22 protein-coding genes are annotated in these 18,204 nt (G+C 40.0%); 8 read left to right on the top strand and 14 right to left on the bottom strand.

Translation table 11 applies throughout. The features are described from left to right. The 10 genes from E0L13_RS10860 to E0L13_RS10905 all read right to left on the bottom strand — a co-directional run. Positions 1-1,349, bottom strand: a 1,349-nt coding sequence (locus tag E0L13_RS10860; RefSeq protein ID WP_168062361.1) for a hypothetical protein, incomplete at its 3' end; no start/stop codon positions are given. A 13-nt stretch (positions 1,350-1,362) separates the two neighbouring features. Continuing rightward, positions 1,363-1,863: a hypothetical protein gene (locus tag E0L13_RS10865; RefSeq protein WP_168062363.1), complete on the bottom strand. Its 501-nt coding sequence runs from the start codon at positions 1,861-1,863 to the stop codon at positions 1,363-1,365. Position 1,864: 1 nt separating this feature from the next. Further along, positions 1,865-2,158 (bottom strand): hypothetical protein, encoded by a 294-nt coding sequence (locus E0L13_RS10870; protein ID WP_168062365.1) that lies wholly within the window; start codon positions 2,156-2,158, stop codon positions 1,865-1,867. Between the two features lie 263 nt (positions 2,159-2,421). Then, positions 2,422-3,033: an ERF family protein gene (locus tag E0L13_RS10875; protein WP_168062367.1), complete on the bottom strand. Its 612-nt coding sequence runs from the start codon at positions 3,031-3,033 to the stop codon at positions 2,422-2,424. Then, a complete protein-coding gene (locus E0L13_RS10880) occupies positions 3,021-3,356 on the bottom strand; it encodes a hypothetical protein (RefSeq protein ID WP_168062369.1) in 336 nt (111 codons plus the stop codon). The genes E0L13_RS10875 and E0L13_RS10880 overlap by 13 nt, the downstream gene beginning before the upstream one ends. A 142-nt stretch (positions 3,357-3,498) precedes the next feature. Then, positions 3,499-3,678 (bottom strand): hypothetical protein, encoded by a 180-nt coding sequence (locus E0L13_RS10885; protein ID WP_168062371.1) that lies wholly within the window; start codon positions 3,676-3,678, stop codon positions 3,499-3,501. A gap of 14 nt (positions 3,679-3,692) precedes the next feature. Next, the gene (locus E0L13_RS10890) at positions 3,693-4,586 is read right to left on the bottom strand and encodes a hypothetical protein (RefSeq protein ID WP_168062373.1); all 894 of its coding nucleotides are present in this window, start codon (positions 4,584-4,586) and stop codon (positions 3,693-3,695) included. Positions 4,587-4,635: 49 nt separating this feature from the next. Beyond that, positions 4,636-5,244, bottom strand: coding sequence for a DNA repair protein RadC (gene radC, locus E0L13_RS10895; RefSeq protein WP_168062375.1), 609 nt, complete (start codon positions 5,242-5,244; stop codon positions 4,636-4,638). A 64-nt stretch (positions 5,245-5,308) separates the two neighbouring features. Continuing rightward, the gene (locus E0L13_RS10900; protein ID WP_168062377.1) at positions 5,309-6,235 is read right to left on the bottom strand and encodes an Rpn family recombination-promoting nuclease/putative transposase; all 927 of its coding nucleotides are present in this window, start codon (positions 6,233-6,235) and stop codon (positions 5,309-5,311) included. Between the two features lie 74 nt (positions 6,236-6,309). Continuing rightward, the gene (locus tag E0L13_RS10905; protein WP_168062379.1) at positions 6,310-7,431 is read right to left on the bottom strand and encodes a DUF932 domain-containing protein; all 1,122 of its coding nucleotides are present in this window, start codon (positions 7,429-7,431) and stop codon (positions 6,310-6,312) included. A 775-nt stretch (positions 7,432-8,206) separates the two neighbouring features. Between E0L13_RS10905 and E0L13_RS10915 the strand changes: the two genes are divergently transcribed. The 8 genes from E0L13_RS10915 (at position 8,207) to E0L13_RS10955 (ending at position 13,905) form a co-directional block, all read left to right on the top strand. Further along, a complete protein-coding gene (locus E0L13_RS10915) occupies positions 8,207-8,470 on the top strand; it encodes a helix-turn-helix transcriptional regulator (protein WP_206081637.1) in 264 nt (87 codons plus the stop codon). A gap of 36 nt (positions 8,471-8,506) precedes the next feature. Continuing rightward, positions 8,507-9,439 (top strand): ATP-binding protein, encoded by a 933-nt coding sequence (locus E0L13_RS10920; protein ID WP_206081638.1) that lies wholly within the window; start codon positions 8,507-8,509, stop codon positions 9,437-9,439. Further along, entirely contained in the window at positions 9,436-9,807 is a 372-nt protein-coding gene (locus tag E0L13_RS10925; RefSeq protein WP_168062380.1) for a hypothetical protein, read from the top strand. Before E0L13_RS10920 ends, E0L13_RS10925 begins: the two co-directional genes overlap by 4 nt. 61 nt (positions 9,808-9,868) lie before the next feature. Beyond that, positions 9,869-10,318 (top strand): hypothetical protein, encoded by a 450-nt coding sequence (locus E0L13_RS10930; RefSeq protein WP_168062382.1) that lies wholly within the window; start codon positions 9,869-9,871, stop codon positions 10,316-10,318. Between the two features lie 289 nt (positions 10,319-10,607). After that, entirely contained in the window at positions 10,608-10,760 is a 153-nt protein-coding gene (locus E0L13_RS10940) for a hypothetical protein (RefSeq protein WP_168062386.1), read from the top strand. A gap of 93 nt (positions 10,761-10,853) precedes the next feature. Further along, entirely contained in the window at positions 10,854-12,914 is a 2,061-nt protein-coding gene (locus E0L13_RS10945) for a tetratricopeptide repeat protein (protein WP_168062388.1), read from the top strand. A 47-nt stretch (positions 12,915-12,961) separates the two neighbouring features. After that, on the top strand, positions 12,962-13,132 hold the full coding sequence (locus E0L13_RS10950; protein WP_168062390.1) for an SEL1-like repeat protein: 171 nt from the start codon (positions 12,962-12,964) through the stop codon (positions 13,130-13,132). 227 nt (positions 13,133-13,359) lie between these two features. Next, positions 13,360-13,905, top strand: a complete 546-nt coding sequence (locus E0L13_RS10955) for a hypothetical protein (protein ID WP_168062392.1) — start codon at positions 13,360-13,362, stop codon at positions 13,903-13,905. A 44-nt stretch (positions 13,906-13,949) separates the two neighbouring features. Here E0L13_RS10955 and E0L13_RS10960 read toward each other — a convergent pair whose 3' ends face one another. From E0L13_RS10960 to E0L13_RS10975, 4 genes are all read right to left on the bottom strand, one after another. Continuing rightward, entirely contained in the window at positions 13,950-15,617 is a 1,668-nt protein-coding gene (locus E0L13_RS10960; protein ID WP_168062393.1) for an AAA family ATPase, read from the bottom strand. Positions 15,618-15,794: 177 nt separating this feature from the next. Then, positions 15,795-15,986, bottom strand: coding sequence for a helix-turn-helix domain-containing protein (locus tag E0L13_RS10965; RefSeq protein WP_168062395.1), 192 nt, complete (start codon positions 15,984-15,986; stop codon positions 15,795-15,797). Positions 15,987-16,087: 101 nt separating this feature from the next. Further along, positions 16,088-16,279 (bottom strand): helix-turn-helix domain-containing protein, encoded by a 192-nt coding sequence (locus E0L13_RS11920; RefSeq protein WP_168062397.1) that lies wholly within the window; start codon positions 16,277-16,279, stop codon positions 16,088-16,090. Between the two features lie 174 nt (positions 16,280-16,453). Beyond that, positions 16,454-18,124 carry an AAA family ATPase gene (locus E0L13_RS10975; RefSeq protein ID WP_168062399.1) on the bottom strand — a complete coding sequence of 557 codons (1,671 nt, stop codon included), beginning with the start codon at positions 18,122-18,124 and terminating at the stop codon, positions 16,454-16,456. Positions 18,125-18,204 lie beyond the last annotated feature (80 nt).

Raw genomic sequence — 18,204 nt, forward strand, 5'->3', positions numbered from 1 at the left:
TACCACTTGTTAGCATGAAGCAGTTTTCTACATTCCTCTTCCATTAGTTGACACGTGTTTTCTATGTTTCTAACAGGCTGATATACATCTTCTTTGCATTGTTGTAATGAAAAGGTTAGATATTCAATATCTCTTTCAGCTATACATCTAAAGATTATATAATACCAATTCAAACATTTTTCATATGCTTCAAATAGTAAGACGTAACTTCCTAAATAACATTCAAACTTATACATTTGTAGATAAGCTTTTTCTTCTAATTTAGACAATAATATTGTCTGAAAAGTCAAAAAACGTTGTTGTTGCCCCGTAAGAGAAGGGGAGATACCATCATGTATAAGTAAGTAATCAAAACGAAGAAACGTAAATAATTTATCTTTTATTGGATAACTTAAATTACAGAATCGATACATTCCACATACGTCAATCCATGTATCCGATTTTTTTTGTCCTAAATCGTTTTGAATTTTAATTTGAAAATACCGTTCCAGATTTTTAAAAATAGCCTGAGTATCCTTATATCGCATTTTCCTTTTTTTCGCTAAAATTACTGTATCTTTGTCGTCATCTTCTCTTATGCCATAAAAAGAATCTGCAAATGATATTTTTTTATTATACAGTAAAAGAACGATATATATTCCTGATATGGGTACAAGATACACCATGGGCAATAATATTGGTATGCTAGAAATCTTTTGCACAACATTATTATTTAAAACGTCTAAACTATCATATCCATTCTTTGTTTGTTTTGTACTTTTAAGAATAAAGTAATCACTATTATTTCGTTCTTCAAAGAAAATATCAGCATGATCACGTATTAACTGCACTATTTTTTTGATATTTTCTATGCAATCTATACATTTCATGCTTATTTTTTTTTCAAATGAGCCATAACCATTTCCAATCGTTTGGAAAAAATCATCGTAAAATCTAGCAAAATCTCCTATAAATTCATCCATTTGTAGCCTATATATTGAATTATCGCGAATTTTTATAATATTAATCAGATTATTCAATATACACTGGGACAAATAAAGTAGTCTATCTTCTTCGTTTTTTATATTATTTAACTTTGGGAAAGAAGGGGCAAGGAGATCGTCTGTTTGCTCGCTCTCGGTTTCTAAACTATTATTTATTATTTTATCATTTCGCCTTCTTAAGCGGTTGTCTAAAAAGCACTGCATTTTGTTATTTAAAATATTTATAATATAATTTATATAATTTTCCTTTTTCAATAAGTAAGTTGAAATTATATCAATTTTCTTTCTATCTTCATCCTCAAGGAGTCCACGTTTTACGCCAATAATTACTTTTTTCTTTGCAAGCTCTTTCCATTCGTTCCCCATAATTTCACATCTCCTAATAAGTTACTAATGAATCATATCCTTGTCCATAATAATATATAGCTGTAATTGGAAGAGAATACCTGACTAAAATTTCATTTACTTGTTTTTTATATGTAACGAGAGAAACTTTTTGTCGATATAGCTCTCCTTTTACACTAACATAATTCAGCAAATAATGACAATGAATATATTGCGTATTCTTAAAATGAATAGCCCCAAATACTTGACGCTCATCATAAACTAATATTTTTCCTACTTCTTCACATAATCTTCTTACGGTTCGTAAATCAGTTGCTACATTTTTCCCTAATGAAAGAATTACTTGCACATAGGGGTGCGTTAACTCTTGCTTATAAAAAGCTTGTTGCACAAACGTCATTTCTTCTACTGCATAGGAGGGATTAACCCCAATTCCAAATATCCCTCTGCTATCCGTTTTAGTGGGAGCAACGAGATACCCATACATAGTCTTTAAAGATTTAGGCGTTCTTGTCTCAAATTTCAGTATGGACATCTTACTCATCCTCCATTGCTTGAGTGATATGAAGAATGCTCTGACTAACAGTATCTCGAATCTCCTGCACAGGTATCATGGGATTTCCTTCATATATGCCCAAAATTTGATTCAAACGATATACTTGCTCTGCTAATTCTTTTCCCTTTTGAATAACAATAATCTGCTTATGTTCACAAAGATACAGAATATATGCCGAAACGCTCATTCCTAATTCTTTTGCTTTTTGCTGAATCTGTTCTTTTTGTTCTGCTGAAATTCGAATCTGGATAATAGTATCTTTTTTTGTTTTCATCAGTAACCACTTCCTTTAATTTTGTAAGTACGAATTACTGATTTGTACTTACAAAATTAGAAAGTAATCACTGAATCTTACTGTTTGCTGAATAGGCATAATGTCAAATAATCGCCGAGCAAGTTAGACAAATGTATATACAAAAATGAATTTCCCTAAAATCCCCGATTTCCCTAAAAAACGAATAGGATTTTAAGCTATATATACGCATATATCCTATGTAAAAAATGGAGAAATCGGGGAAAATTGAGAAATTCTAAACGTTAAGCACTAACTGAGGCCTGCCGTTGACACCGAATGCACAAAGGCTTTCCATACCGCTCCTGCGAATACTTCCATACTTTCTCATTAATAACTGCACCACAATCAGCACATATCAGTGCTTGGGATTTTTTGACTGTCTTCATGGAAGTGGTAGGCTGTACGCCAGCCTGCCGTTTTTGCTTTGCCGCCGAAAGATCGGTCTGGATATCCGCTTCGGGATCGTCGCCGGTACTGATAGCCAAACTCAGCATATACGCATACTTGATAGCCGCTGTTTCCGCTTTCATGACCGCCTTGTCCCCGCTGTCCTGCCCAGAACCGATACCGACGATGGAAAAGGTTTCGCCTGATTCCGTATCTATCAAGGTAATCTGCATCTGGACGGTTGCCAGCTTTTCCGTATTGCCCTTGGCCGTCGTCACATCGACCATATCCAGCAGTTCCGGCACGGCTACGGACGCGATTCCGTGCTTGACCAATGAAGCGTTGACCTTTGCCAGCACGTCGGCGCTCGTCGCATACTGGTATCCATGGTAATCATTCGTACCGTGTTTCTCTACATAGCTACATTCTTTCATAACTTCGATAAATTTCTTGGCTAATTTTTGCATGATGTATTCGCTCCTTCCATATACATAGGCTGGCCCCAGCACTGCTGATAAAGTTCTTCCTGTCCAACCGTACCGTCGTCCGGGTAAAAGGCATACGATTCATGGCCATATTCATAACGAATTTCCCCGCAATTCCCGCCGCTTTCGTCAGCCCAGCGGAAAGTAAATGTACAGTCAGGGAACCTCTCCGCCAACCGTTCCACGACAGGAACCGGCGCAGCGTTCAACGTCTGAAACGAAAAGGAGCCGTCCTCTTCATGGAAGACGGCGTTGATAGCATTTCCCTTCGTTCCCCAGTATTTGATTTTCCTTTCTGGCTTCATACAGCCTGATGGTAACGGGAGTATGGCATTGAAATCAAATACATTTTCCCCTCCTCGTACAAACTGGCACACTGCCGGTATACGGCCTCCGTCTACTATCAAGACGTTCTGTACATAACTTGCCATACGGCAGTTCTCCTTTCTATGCTTTCCATGCAATCGGTTCCAGTACATACTGGCTCTGTCGTTCGTCCCATTCTGCCTGATACAGCCTTCCCTGATAGGCTACGATGCAATGGCGGTCATCGGTCTGACTGACAATGACGAACGAGTGGAACAAGAGACGAAAATCATCAAATCCTCTGGATATGCGTTGTATCATAGATTTCTACCTCCTTAACCGGCGTTTCCCGCCTGTTCCCGCTGCAACCGCTGAGCATAGGGGCAGTTTGCCCGGCCATCGCAGTAGCCCATGCATTTCCTGTCATGCCACCGTTCCCGTCTGGAACAAATAAGGGGCAATTTTCGTTCTTTCATCGCTTCATGGAGCAACGCCGCCTTGCGATGAAAATAGCGCAGGAGCCAGCGGTCGCTAATTTTATGAATCGGGATTATATAGACGGACTGATTGATTCCCCGTTCGGCAGCCATGCGCAGGTTATTATCCCGGCACATGGCCTGAATGTACATCTTCTGTACGGTAAAACCTTCCTGTTCCAGCAGGATTCGGTAGTAATTAAGCTGAATAGCCCATTCCAAAACATGGCGCACGCCGTCATGCCGCAGCTCGTTCCGATACTTCGGCTGGCCTTTCCGCAAGCCTGTTTTGTACACTTCGCCCGTCGGCACGCGGACTTTGTAGATGCCGAGAGCTTTCATGAGCTTGTACGAGCTGGTCACTTTCAAATCGCCCAGCACGCCTTCCGTATCATCGATAATCTTGCCGTATAAATCAAATTTACCACTCGTCAACGTATCTTTCAGGCGAATCTCGCTGAGCATATCGCCTTGGGTACACTGTTCATGAATGGCATGAACGCCCTGCCCATGAAGGGCATACAATACGGATTGGGGAGTAACGGCATACTCTGTCGTTTTCTTGAGGTACGTTTCCCTGACGCCGGCGATGAGTTCTGTCACCGTCGGCTCCATAATTCCCCGGTGCAGAGACTTTGCAATAGCCCGTAAAGTAGGCAGGAACATACACCGCTGCCGTTGCGGGCAGGACTGCAAGCATTGCAGGATAGGGACTTGTTTTCCGTCAGGGCAAATAAATTGTGTAGCTGGCATAGGTATCTGCTCCTTTCTATATAGAAAATACGCATTTAATGATTTATATTTACGCCCATAATTCCGGTCGTTGAACATAAAAGCTGTAATTGCCATATCGTCCAATAATCACATGGTCTAAAAAACGAATATCCATCAACTCGCCGACTTGTATCATTTTCCGGGTCACATTGACATCTTCCAAGCTAGGCTCCGGATCACCGGACGGGTGATTATGCGCCAATATGACGCCGGCAGCAAGGTGGTGTACGGCTTCATGATATACTTCCCGCACACCAGCCCATGACGAATTCACCGTACCGACAGAAATCTGCTTGCACGCCAAGACCTGATTTTTCGTAGTGAGCAGTAAAGCCCACAATTCCTCTTTAGGCTTGTCTGTCAAAAACTTAAAATAGGCAAACGCCGTTTTATCGTCGGACACATCTGTCAATTCCTGCCGCCGTTCTTCGTCTATCCGCTCCATGACTTCTTTGACCATAGACATCTTGCGCAGTCTGGCCTTACCGATACCAGCAATCTGCTGTAACTGCTCGTCAGACACACGGGTGAAAATGTGATACAGGCTGTTGTACTCCTGTACTAGCTTTTGTGCGCTGTTCTTGGGAACAAAGGCTGCCAATAATTCTTCATCAGATAAAGGATATGATAGTTTCATCGTGTATTCTCCTTATATAAAAAACAGGGTAAGGCGTCGGCCTTACCCTGTCTTCATAGTATCGCTATTCATTTTTTTCGGCTATTTCTTTTATTTTCTCCAGAGATAAGCCCGTAATCCGGGCAATCACATCATACGAGAACCCTTCCCGACTCATGGCTAACCCATATTCCTGATCTGCTTTAGCCCGTTCCTGCTGCGCTCCCAGTTTCCGACCTTGTTCAATTCCTTGTTGGATACCTTGTTGAATACCTTCTTCAACCCCTCTCTGGTGGCTATTCTTAAGATTATCCATCAGGGAAATATAGTCCCGACGGGCTTTTTCCTGTATTTCATATTGCCGACGTAATTTTTCGTCCTTCGTAAAGTACATTTCGCATTTCATAGCTTCCTTGATAGCCGGTTCGCTCATAGCCAGCACCTCCCGTTTCTCGTCGCTGCATTGATTTGAAAAATAGGCAATCCATTGTTCTGATTTCTTTAGTTTCCGTATATCGCCAATACGGATTTTCTCCAATTCGATAAAATGCATTTCCAAGTCGTCCAATAGCCGGTCATGGGTTTCATCATTATAGACATGATAGGAATGGTGGCAGGTTGTATATTCTGGAAACGCATTAAAATCCATCAGGTTGATAGAAATCACTGGTATTAGCTTCTTGCATGAATCTTCTTCCTGTAATTCGTTGCCATACGTTTTAGACCAATGATATAAAAAGCGCTTTTTTGTATTCGGTTCCAGATATATGTGTACTTCTACATATACTTGTGCATCATCATGCTTTTTGGCACATACATTGAGCAAAGGGATTGATTGCCCCTGTACGATGGAAATGTCTTTCGTATCTATAAAATCTAAATCTATAAAACAATTATCTTTCGGATAATCTAAAATCCCATTAATAAAGCTTAGCGTTAATGACTTTTTCTTCGTATCGTTTAACAAATATTTGAAAAATACATCGTTCAAACGATTTAATGTTTCTTTCACTGGATCCACGCTCCTGATAATGTATTCTGGTATTTTTATTATATGGAAAATAAGCTGTTTGCACAATTCATTCTTTACTGAATGAATTGCATCTGAGGAATCCTCGGCGTAATGTCTTTTGGCATCCGCCTTGGTTCCAAGGCTTTCGGCTGCATACTGGATGGAATAGGCAAAGCCAACAGCTCGCCGCCCATGCGTTCCAAGTCCGTCGCCCGTTCGTAGGAGTCGCAGAACTTGCTGGCCGCCGTGACGGCGTTGACCAGTCCGTACCGGCTCAGGTCTTTGCCTAAAAAGAGCTGGCGTAGGATGTTGCCACGTTCTCCCTGATTGAGTGGGAACCGGTCGGCCAAGACTTCTACTTCCTTTACCGGGTCGTGCTCCAAGGGGATGTGCATAGCCCGTTTCATGGCGTCTACCGTCAGCATAAATTTCGCTTCGTCCACCGCGCAGCGAACCGTATCCTGCACTTTCATAAAGAAGGCTTTGTCGTCCTGCCGCAGCGTTTCATCGGAATACAGTTCATAGGCATCGTCTTCTGAGGAGGCAGCCTGCCGCCCGACATGATACCGCTTTTGCGAATAATCCTTGCAAATAAGGCCATTCTTGCAGACCAAACGGAAGACAAGCGGTTCTACTCGCAAACTGCCCAAGCCGACTTCGCTATTGGAAATGACGAAGCCGGCCTGTACGACGTCGCCTACGGCCACTTCAGCTTTCATCTTTTTATTGACGACTTTTAGATACATATGCGTTTCCGTTACGTCGCAACTTTCGATAGAAGCTCCTTTCATGTCCTGTATGACCGGCAGGACAGCGGCGCACAGCTCCAGATTATCCAGCCGTCTGTATCGGTCCGACAAGAACGCCCGTACATGGCCGTCCAGCGTCCGGATCATGCGCCGTTCCGGGTTCTCATCAAACCAAGCGTTGACATTTTCATCGAGCAGTTCTGGAAATTCCTGCTGCATTTTCTGATAATACCGGTAAGGTATCTGCAAGCGTGACGCAATTTGCTGATGCGCCAGTTCTCCTACAGTGAATATCTTCTTCTCCTTGCCCATGGTTATAGTTAATTGCGACGTATTGCCACGGCTCGTCAACTCTAATCTTCCCGTATCAGCCAGAAAATCCTTCCGCACCATGCGCTGCCGTTGTAATTCTTCTCCTAATGCTTGTAATGTTTTTCCCTGTTTCATAATACTTATCCATCCTTTCTACTTGCAATATAACAGCCCTGCCGGATATCCGGCAGGGCTTCTTTGCATGCTTAGTCTAAATTGAACAATTGACGCAGACGATACGAAATCAATCGTCTGACTTTTCCAAACCATGAATAATGACGGTCATACATCCCGTCACGATCTTTAGTACATTTAACCACATGAAAACACCTCCTTGCCAGATAGTAGAGTGGTGGAATATTGCGTAATACATACGATTCGTAGGTTCCGTTATATAGCTGACTGCGCCGGTTACTTGGGAAACAAGTCGGTTACATGTATCCGAAGCGCATCAGCTATATCCAATAAGATGGATAATGAGATATTTTGGTTATATATCCCTTTTTCAATACGATAAATGGTACTGCGGCTTCTATGTATTGCCTGTGCAAGCTGAAGCTGTGTAAACCCTTGCTGTTTACGATACGCCGCTACTTTCCTTCCGATATAAAAAAATGTTCCTGTTTCCTATCCACAGACATCGCCTCCTAAACGTAGTATGAACTTGCCGCCACAAGCAAACTATTTCGTACGTATATACGCCTATCCATTTATATAATATATATGTGAAAATTCGGACTATTACAAACTACGAAAGCCATGTCATTTCGTCGTAAAACGGCTCTGCTAAAAAACGTCATATAGTGCTGAAAAATAGGCGTATAATAGCGTTTTTGCGCCATTTTTAGGATATAGAAATTTATATCGGATATGATACGATTAAATTATTAAAAGTAAGGAGTGGACGTACTTGTGCGATAAAAAAGCAATGATATGCAAATTAATTGGAGCAAAGATTGCCTACTATCGGAATATCAGCGGCTTAACCCAAGGCTCATTGGCAAAGCGGTCTCATATCAGTAAAAGCACATTAAGCCGCATTGAACGGGGAAATTACAATCAAAGCGTGACGATCTCCGTACTCATAGATATTGCCGACGCATTGCACATCGACTTGCAGCTTCTCATGTCTTTTTCCGACGAAGAAAAGAGGTTGTACCGCCACGACTTATAGTCATAATCATGCTTAAGAAGGAGATGATATATCACCGTGGGTATTGGAAAACGGATTGATGATACAGAACAAAACAAGCCTACCCCAACAAAAACAGAGCTTGTTTTTCTACCAGAAGAGCCAAAGTTTTCTTTAGACGATATCATTTTGCCGGAAAGAATCAGGGAGCAAATTCTCGATGTAGCCGACTACGCTCAGAACAGCAAAATCGTTTTTGAAACATGGGGATTGCAAAAAACGCACAAATATGCTAAACGCATGGGAATTAATCTGTACGGCCCTTCCGGAACAGGTAAAACGATGGCAGCTCACGCTATTGCATCACATTTGCAGCGGAATATCTTGATTGTCAATTACGCAGATATTGAATCAAAGTTTGTGGGAGAAACGCCAAAAAATATTCGCCGAGCCTTTGAAGTCGCAAAAGAAACGCATAGCATTCTCTTTTTCGATGAAGCCGACGCTATCTTGAGCCGCCGGGTTACCAGCATGACCAGCGCTACTGATGTTAGCGTAAATCAGACCCGTTCTGTCATGCTGATGCTGTTAAATGACTATCAGGATTTTGTCATATTCGCTACTAATTTTATAGAAAACTTTGATCCAGCTTTTATGCGCCGAATTTCTATGCATGTCCAATTTGAACTGCCCGATTATGATTGCCGGAAAAAGTTATGGCAAAAATATATCCCATTAGAAATGCCGAACGATATACAAATTGAAGAGCTCACGAAAAACTATGAAGGTATCTCAGGAAGCGATATCGCCAATGCTATATTAATGGCCGCCTTTAAGGCCGTTCGCCGTCATGACGATATCGTACGGCAAGCTTATGTTGAAGAAGCAGTGGAAAATATACTGACAAGCAAAAAAGCAAATGAACGGGGCCGGCCCATCGTTACCAAACGAAAAGTTTCAGAAGAATATGTAAAACGTCAGTTAAACAAGGAGGATGTTGTGGAATTATGATACCTTTATTAGTTTTAGGTGGTATTGGCACCTTACTTGGTGCAGCTATTTTTCTAACGAGCTGGAAAGAAGTAGTAGAGTGGCTGCAAAATTTTGTCGCTAAATTAAAAAAAGTATGGGAAGAAGTAAACCCTTTAGTACCGTCTGCCGCAGTAATGTATGGAGATTTAATCGTTAATGGCGCAGATATTATCAGCAGAATTATGCACAAATTATACTATAAAGAAGGAGAAGACTGGGTAGAAGAAGTAACAATTTGCAAGGTTCCAGAAAATGAAGTGCCAGAAGCAATACGCAGAAAATTAAATATGAATGAAGAAACTGATATTACTACCGACATGGAAAGAGAATTAGAACTTACTATTTAAAATTACAAAGGCATATTGCATGTATTCAGGATAATGAATCATCATATAGGAGGTTCGTAAAATGGACATGGACAACAAGAAAAACGAAACTAACCATGAAAAGGCCAAAAAACAAACTGTGGAAAAAGAAACTTTGCAAATTGATCCGCAAAAGATGGAACTAGCAGAAAAAGTGCTTACCAAGTTATTTAAAATCATAAAAATTCCCCTGCCGCGCAGAGATTTAGCTGAAATTGCCCAAATGTATTCAAAACAGGTAGATACATTAATTTTCAAAGTAGAACAGTCCAAAGGCTATACCTATATCGGCGGAGAGTTTGCCATTATATATCTTGGGAAAGACAAATTTAAATTGAATATTTCACTATACTTCAAAGATAACGATAATGATTGGGTAAAAGCTTCCTCCAATAGCGAGCCCAGTGAATTAAAATATTTAACAGATACAGCCATTATGGAATTAAAAGAAAAGAAACAAGTTAAATTTGATATAGACACCCCTAAGCGGTAATCCTAATGTTCCCTTGTAAACGATGCGGTGCATGTTGCCGTCAGGTTGGTCATTCCCTTTTTGGAAAAACATTGGCATTACCGGATGGGACTTGCCGATATTTAGATCAAAGCAATAACCTCTGCCAGATTTATCCCCATCGCCCACTCTACTGCAACGTTGACGCATATTATGAAACGTTTTTAAAGGACAAAATGAGCCGGGCAAAATTTTATGCTCTGAATAAGTTAGAATGTCAAAAATTACAAAAAGCTTCCCCAAAAAAACAGACTAGAAAGGAGAAATCATTATGGCAACTAAAAAAGTAGAATACGTTTGCAAATACTGTGGAAAACGAGAAATTAAGCAAGCAAACATGGGGCGACCTTTACCAGGTAAATGCCCTCGTAAAACGGGAGATAAACCCCATTCCTGGGTAGTAAACCGCCGTTTTGAAAGCTGATATTACTCTTTTGGGCTATATTGCTGTACAAATTAAGGCCAGAATCCGCCCATGTATTCTGGCCTCATTTTTTATCAGAAGGAGAGTATACGTATGGATAACGTTGTAGAAAACCAAACATTTGACGAACTGCTGAATCAAAAAATAAATTCGGAGCTGACTGCGTATCTAACACGCTATGGAATATTGTTAGATTCACAAATAGAAGTCATTGCGGATAAAATCATAGAAAACGTACAATCAAAAACGTATACTGATAAAATATTGCCGAAAAAACGAATAGTTCAGTATATTCAGAATTATCTGCAAGAAAAGACATTGAGAAAAAGCATCGGCACTACCCATGCTACATTGATATGCTATGTAGATGAACAGGCATTAGATAGGATATGGCTTAAATTCCGTTTTGAAAATACAGATGTGCCGACGTCTATCATCCCATCAGATATAGCAACATTATTAAATTTGAAATTAGACATCGGTAAGTCTACATTCTATAGTATATTTAATTTATTTTCAGATATCATTTCATCCTTTAAAGGTGTCTCTATATTTGAAAACCCCGACGCATCGCCTTCTGTTTTTGCTATTGATATCGGCCAAGAAGAGGCATTTACTTGCGATCAATGCGGAAAGGTCTATCCTACTCTCAGCCAGCATGATAATCATAAATATTGTAAATCTTGTTTGGAAAATTTACAAAAGTTAGAAGACTCTGAAGGTGAAAAACAATCTGTCAAAATGAAAGTATCTAAGAGTAAAATTCCCCCTGCCATTTTAAAAAAGCTTGAAAAAGCCGGAATATCCGTATCAGAAACGGATGCCGATAAACCGCATAATGTATATGGACAATATACAGAAAGTAATTTTTTAGCCTTTCCTAAGCAGCTAAAACAGGCATTTACAGAACTCAAATATGCAGAAGAAAACCTGTCGGCCTTTCAATCTCGGTTGGAAAACGCCTTTACTGTTTTTCATGCATTAGAGACACTAAAAAAAGATATTGAAAAAGCCAATACTAATTTAGATCAAAAACAATTTTGCATAAATTTAGCTAATCGTTATATAAAAGAAGCCACTTCTGATAATCATGCGATTGATTTAGATTGGTATGACACCATGATTGATTTCTTATATGAGCTTAAGCAAGCAGAAAGTGAAAAGTTATTCAATGCTTCTGCGATAAAAACGCAGGATACGCGCTTAAAAGAAGCAGAACAATTATTTTTACGGTGTAAATTTGATGAAGCATTTAAAAAATTCGAAATACTTGCCAATGAAGGAAATGGCAGAGCTATGTATTTTTTAGGTGAATTCCATATACAAGCATACGGGAATGTCAAAAAGAATCCTGAACAAGGAGCGTTTTGGTATAAAAAAGGAAAAGAAAAAGGCGATATATTAGCAATATTAAAAGTGGCTTATACACTACCAGAAGATTCAGAAGAAAAGTATAAAATTTTAAACCTGACCTTCCGGGCAGTGTTACAGTTAGCTAAAGCAGGAGATATGTTTGCTCAAAATGAACTTGCTAATATGCATTTAAATGGATATGGTACAAGAAAAAGTGATTCAGAAGGCATAAAATGGTTATCTTTTTCGGCAGAACAAGGATATTGGCAAGCACAAAATAAACTAGGAGATATTTACTATAACCAAGCCCCAAATAACTCCAAAATTTCCTACTATAATCATGAGGGCGTCAATAAAAATTATGAAGAAGCCGTAAAGTGGTATCGTAAAGCAGCTGAACAAGGATATGCTATAGCCCAATATAACTTAGCAACCTGTTATTACAACGGTTTTATCAAACCAATACATGGTTCAGGTCGGGACTATACAAGCGCTATAAAGTGGTATCGTAAAGCGGCTGAACAAGGACTTGATTTGGCACAATTAATGTTAGGAGAATGCTATTCTTTGGGGCGAGGTGTCGAACTAAATTATGAAGAATCTATAAAATGGTACCATAAAGCAGCTGAACAAGGTAACGCCCTGGCACAAAATGCATTAGAAAAGCAGTGTGATAAGGGAAATAGTGGTGGATGGTGTGCAGCTGAAAATGGTGTTGAGCAAGTTGAGCAAAATTATGGAATAGCTATGAAATTGTTTAAAAAATCTCTTGAGCAAGGAATGATGATGGACAAAAATTAGTTTTGGACAATATAGGCACAATATTTCACCGCAAAGGCGATTACGAAATGGAAGCTAAATGGTATCGTAAAGCAGCCGAACAAGGAAATGCCCGTGGGCAGTATATTTTAGGGGATTGCTATGTTCGTAGCCATGGCGTAAAGCAAGATTATCGTGAAGTAGCTAAATGGTATATGAAAGCAGCGTCTCAAGGCAATACTACGAAAGCATTCACTTAAATCAAAGAAATTATTTCTTTGATTTAAGGCTGTGTTCTATGCCACAGTCGATAAAACAAAATTCATATTATATATTGCAGGCAGGTCCTTATGGGCCTGCCTGTTTTCTTTTTTTTTGTCAAAATGATACACAAAACAGCTGCATATAGTCTAACAAAGATATAAAATGCATGAACAGCTCAAAGAAGCTATTATGCCGAATCTTCATTTCCAAGGAGGTCTATGCCATGATATTGACTAAATCAGCCGTTTTTAAAGAGCTGAATATTTCCCTTAAACGCTATGAATTACTGAAAAAAGATACTGATACGGGGCCGCTGATATTCACTGAGCCGCAAAATGAATACGCTTTATTCAGCTTGATGCTCCATATGCTTGACGATGGAATCTATCCTGTCATTCAAAAACGGCCTGTCTTTGAAAAAAACATTCGCTATGAAGAGTTGATTATCTGGAATTTGAATTGGATCGCTGCCGATACAGACTGCCAACGCTATCAGCGTATGCTAGAAGAAATATGCCATATGTACCTGAATAGCGACGCCCAGGACTGGGACGGCGCGTATTCCGTGTCTAATTTAAACAAAGCGGCCTATATTTTTGAAGGTGCGTGTTACCAGTATACATTCCAATGCCAGAATAAAAAGCTGACGTATATATTTGATGACGAGGATAAAATCTTATTCAATTCCTTCAAATTGCTTATGGAATTATCCTTTCAAGCCGCATTTTATCGTCACGGCAAGGGAATAGACCTTGATCTTTCATTCTAATTGCAAAAGGCCCTAGCCGATACTGGCTAGGGCTGCTATCGTACTTATATTTTCATTTTTACATGAATCTGCTTACCGCAGAAAGCAATGCCGTATTTCCAAACTTTTGAAATTCCTCGTTTTTCAAATTCCGTGCCGTACTGCTTTTCCTCGATCTGCCGCAGCGCTTCGTCGGCTTTGTCTTCCAGCTGTGCTTCGCTGTCGGCGGCCTTAAATTCCATCAGGACGCCGGCTTTATTGGTGTCTTTGGGAAAAATGGCGATGTCAAACCGACCGTAGCCGCTTTCTCTGTTCGATTCGACCGTATAATTTCGGCCTAAAAACAGAGCGGCCATACCCAGCATAAAGCCGTGATAAAAGCTTTCTTTATTTGCCGTATCATAGGTACTGGCAAACCGCAGCAGTATTTGCTGCAATTGATAAGCAAAATCCTCGCTTTGTCCGGTAAACAGCAGGTCAAACAGGCCGTCAAAGGTATCACGATCCATTCCCGCTACGATGGTATTCAGGATTTCCATACTGTATACCCGTTTGATTTCTTCATTGGGAATACGCAGCAGGTACCGGTCGTAGCTTGTAGTGGAGTTTTCCAATATAGTTAAATAGCCCGTCGTGAGCAGCATCGTATATAAGGCGCTTTGGTCTCTGCCAATTTGGGTGTAAATGACACCTTCGTTCAAACTGGCCGATACCGGAATGTCGTATAAAAGGCCACGCAGGGCCTTAATGCGCAGATAGTCCGCATGGGATAGAAGCTCCCACAGGATACTGTTATTAGACGTATTCATCCAATAAGGCCGGGGCAAGCACTGATTATCCATATAGCTGATAACCGACAGGGGATTGTATATTTCGCTACTGCCAAACCGATAGCCGTCATACCACTGTTTCAGTTCCGGCAACACCTCCGGTTTTCCTAGATCTTCCGTCAATTTGGCAACTTCTTCGGCTGTAAATCCGAATATATTGCTGTATTTATCCCGCAAAACCGAACAAACGTCTAAGTTATTCAAGCCGCTGAAAATACTTTCTTTAACAATACGAAGCACGCCGGTTAATACGGCAAAATTCATAGATTCGTTGCTTTTCAAGGTATTGTTAAACCAGCTCTTAAAATATAGTACGGCCTTATCATAAAAGCCATGCTCATAAGCACATTGAATAGGCGCATCATATTCGTCAATTAAAATAATGGGCTTTACACCGGCATATCGGTACAAATACGCTGACAAATTCAGCAAGCTTACTTGATATTCCTCTTCATCTGCTTCAAGGTTTATAATGCGTTGATAAAACTCCTTCTCTGATGGTCTCAGCACCTTCCCCTGCAATACATAATCGTGTTTTTGAAATTCTCTTTGTATGAATAGGCGAAATGATTTATACATACTAATCCAAGTATCATTCTGTACGCCTTTTAAAGTGATAAAGATGACAGGAAAAGCTCCTTGGTGTTTCATATACTTCGTTCCAGCCTGGTCAATCGCTAATCCTTGAAACAAGTTGTAGCTTTCCTCTTTCCGCGCCATAGAAAAGAAATAATCCAACATACTCATGATTAATGTTTTCCCAAACCGTCTGGGCCGAGTAATCAATGTTACGTCACTATGCGAATCTATTAACTGCCGGATAAAATCTGTCTTATCTACAAAGTAATAGTTTTCCCGCACCTTTTTAAAATCATCAACGCCGATAGGCATCGCTTTGTTCATGTATTTCACCTCCCGTATTCCCGTTTATTCTATTATAAATAAGGGCTTTCCAATTGTCCATAGCAGGTCATACCGCTGCAATAGATATCCCCTGCCGGATATAACCGACAGGGAACTATTGCCATTCTCATGTATAAATGTTGGTATAATCGACTATTGGCAGTTACATCTTCACAGTCATTTTTCTGCTTTACATTGGCGTTGTATATATTCATATACGCTGTTCCGTGGGATTTTCCACTCCCGACTGATTTTAAAGCATTGGATTTCTCCGGCATTTAATAAACGGTACGCCATGTTTTTGCCAATCATTAAGATTTCGCAGAGCTCATCTACGGTTATAAGCTCTCCAGAAAATGTTTCGTTCATATATAGCACCTCATTTCACTGTAATATACGAAAATTATCAAAAAAGCTCAGTCACCAATCATGAGCCTACATACTTACTTATTATGTTCAGCACACAGCAATCATTTTCTCGCTTTTATACGAGTTGTAATATAGGACATAACGGCTTCTTCCGGAATCTTCCAAGCCCATGCGCCTTCATCCTTATAAGCGCGCAGTTGTCCCGTATGAATCAGATGATAAATCTGACGGGAGCTGCATCCTAATGCGCAGGCAGCTTCCGATACGAATAATACGGTCTTATTGATAAGCACTCACCAATTCCCCCTTTCCTAGTATTTACCATTATGTTGCATTAAAGAACATCCACATACCACTGATTAAACCGCATCATGCACTAGAAGGATTAGATATTCGCATCTATAACTTTATTTACATACTATACGAAAATAGCCCTAGCCAGTATTGACTAGGGCCATATCATGTACTTAATTGTCTTTCATTTTTACACATACTTTTTTACCGCAAAAAGCAATGCCATATTTCCACACGTTCTGTATGCCGCGTTTAGTAAATTCTACTTCATAATTCTTATCTTCAATCTGCTGCAATGCCTCTTTAGCTTTACGTTCCAGCATTTCTTCTATTTCAGCTGCTTTAAATTCCATCAGCACGCCAGCTTTCGACACATCGTCCGGAAAGATAGCTAAATCAAAACGGCCGTATCCACTTTCGCGGTTCGATTCGACAGTATATTGCTTATCCAAAAACAACGCGGTCATTCCCAGCATAAACCCATGATAAAAACTTTCTTTATGGGCTGTGTCGTAGGTGCTGGCAAACCGAAGTACTATTTGCTGAAGCTGATAGGAAAAATCATATCCCTGCCCATTAAATAATAACTCAAACAAATTATCAAACGTATTACGATTTATCCCTGTTACCAACGTATTCAGGATTTCCATGCTGTACACCCGTTTAATTTCTTCATTAGGAATGCGCAACGAATACCGGTCATAGATGATGGGAGAATCAGCGGATACGGTTAAATATCCTGTCAAAAGCAGCATGGTATATAAAGCGCTTTGATCCTGTCCAATAGTGTCATATACAACGCCTTCATTTAAACTAACGGATACAGGTTCATCATGTAAAAGCCCCTGCAAGGCTTTTATGCGCAAATAATCGGCATGTGAAAGTAATTCACGAAGGATGGCGTTATTCGATGTATTCATCCAATAGGGGATTGGCGTACAGTTATGCTTGATGTAGCTTACTACTGACCACGGGTTATAGATCTCACTCTTGCCTATACGATAACCATCATACCATCGCTTTAATTCCGGCAATGCTTTTACAAGGTTTAAATCATTGGCCATGCGGGTTATTTCTTCAGGCGTAAATCCAAATACATCACTGTATGTACCATTCAGCACGGAATACACGTCCAGATTATTCAATCCGCTAAAAATGCTCTCTTTAGCAATACGCAACACGCCGGTTAAAACAGCAAAATCTAAAGCAGGATTTGTCTTTAATGCGCTTCCCAAAAAGCGACGCATAAAACTAATACATTCATTATAAAAACCGCATTCCCATGACTGCTGTATCGGCGCATCATATTCGTCTATTAGTAAAATAACAGGCTTGTCATAATATGCCTGCATCATTTCCATCAACCTTGCTAAAGAAGCAGCTAATTCATTTTCAGTTGCTTTCCGCTTTGTAATACGATAAAAGTCTTCCTTCATATCGTCATCGACCTTATCACTTGTGCAGAGATATTTGTATCGTAAATATACTTTGCGGATAAACAATCCCCATTGATCCAGCATGCTTTCCCAAGACAAGGTGTTTATATCTTTCAACGATATAAAAATAAGGGGATACGCGCCTCGGTGTTCCATATATTTAGCACCAGCTGCTTCTATAGCAAGGCCAGAAAATAAGTGACTACTTTCTTCTTTTTTATCAATGGAAAAGAAGTACTCTAACATGCTCATCATCAATGTTTTCCCAAAACGCCTAGGGCGAGTAATGAGGGTTACATTACTATGGCCATCTATCAGCTGCCGGATAAAATCGGTTTTATCTACAAAATAATACTGTTCCCGAAGTTTCTTAAAATCATCCACGCCAACGGGCATCGTTGTATTCATAACATTTCCTCCCAATGCGTTGTATCTTTTGTACGTATAAGCTATATATCAAAAATATAGTAAACTGAAATAATAATTAG

This window comes from Megasphaera sp. SW808, from assembly GCF_012027795.1.
Taxonomy (GTDB): Bacteria; Bacillota; Negativicutes; order Veillonellales; family Megasphaeraceae; genus Megasphaera; species Megasphaera stantonii.

Bases quoted from the DNA above. Each gene is read 5' to 3' on its own strand.
- E0L13_RS10965 (WP_168062395.1), bottom strand. From the start codon at position 15,986: ATGAACGAAACATTTTCTGGAGAGCTTATAACCGTAGATGAGCTCTGC.
- E0L13_RS10885 (WP_168062371.1), bottom strand. From the start codon at position 3,678: ATGATACAACGCATATCCAGAGGATTTGATGATTTTCGTCTCTTGTTC.
- E0L13_RS10875 (WP_168062367.1), bottom strand. From the start codon at position 3,033: ATGCAAAAATTAGCCAAGAAATTTATCGAAGTTATGAAAGAATGTAGC.
- E0L13_RS10925 (WP_168062380.1), top strand. From the start codon at position 9,436: ATGATACCTTTATTAGTTTTAGGTGGTATTGGCACCTTACTTGGTGCA.
- E0L13_RS10930 (WP_168062382.1), top strand. From the start codon at position 9,869: ATGGACATGGACAACAAGAAAAACGAAACTAACCATGAAAAGGCCAAA.
- E0L13_RS10890 (WP_168062373.1), bottom strand. From the start codon at position 4,586: ATGCCAGCTACACAATTTATTTGCCCTGACGGAAAACAAGTCCCTATC.
- E0L13_RS10880 (WP_168062369.1), bottom strand. From the start codon at position 3,356: ATGAAGCCAGAAAGGAAAATCAAATACTGGGGAACGAAGGGAAATGCT.
- E0L13_RS10945 (WP_168062388.1), top strand. From the start codon at position 10,854: ATGGATAACGTTGTAGAAAACCAAACATTTGACGAACTGCTGAATCAA.
- E0L13_RS10950 (WP_168062390.1), top strand. From the start codon at position 12,962: ATGGAAGCTAAATGGTATCGTAAAGCAGCCGAACAAGGAAATGCCCGT.
- E0L13_RS10905 (WP_168062379.1), bottom strand. From the start codon at position 7,431: ATGAAACAGGGAAAAACATTACAAGCATTAGGAGAAGAATTACAACGG.
- E0L13_RS10865 (WP_168062363.1), bottom strand. From the start codon at position 1,863: ATGTCCATACTGAAATTTGAGACAAGAACGCCTAAATCTTTAAAGACT.
- E0L13_RS10940 (WP_168062386.1), top strand. From the start codon at position 10,608: ATGGCAACTAAAAAAGTAGAATACGTTTGCAAATACTGTGGAAAACGA.
- E0L13_RS10960 (WP_168062393.1), bottom strand. From the start codon at position 15,617: ATGAACAAAGCGATGCCTATCGGCGTTGATGATTTTAAAAAGGTGCGG.
- E0L13_RS10955 (WP_168062392.1), top strand. From the start codon at position 13,360: ATGATATTGACTAAATCAGCCGTTTTTAAAGAGCTGAATATTTCCCTT.
- E0L13_RS10975 (WP_168062399.1), bottom strand. From the start codon at position 18,124: ATGAATACAACGATGCCCGTTGGCGTGGATGATTTTAAGAAACTTCGG.
- E0L13_RS10870 (WP_168062365.1), bottom strand. From the start codon at position 2,158: ATGAAAACAAAAAAAGATACTATTATCCAGATTCGAATTTCAGCAGAA.
- radC (WP_168062375.1), bottom strand. From the start codon at position 5,244: ATGAAACTATCATATCCTTTATCTGATGAAGAATTATTGGCAGCCTTT.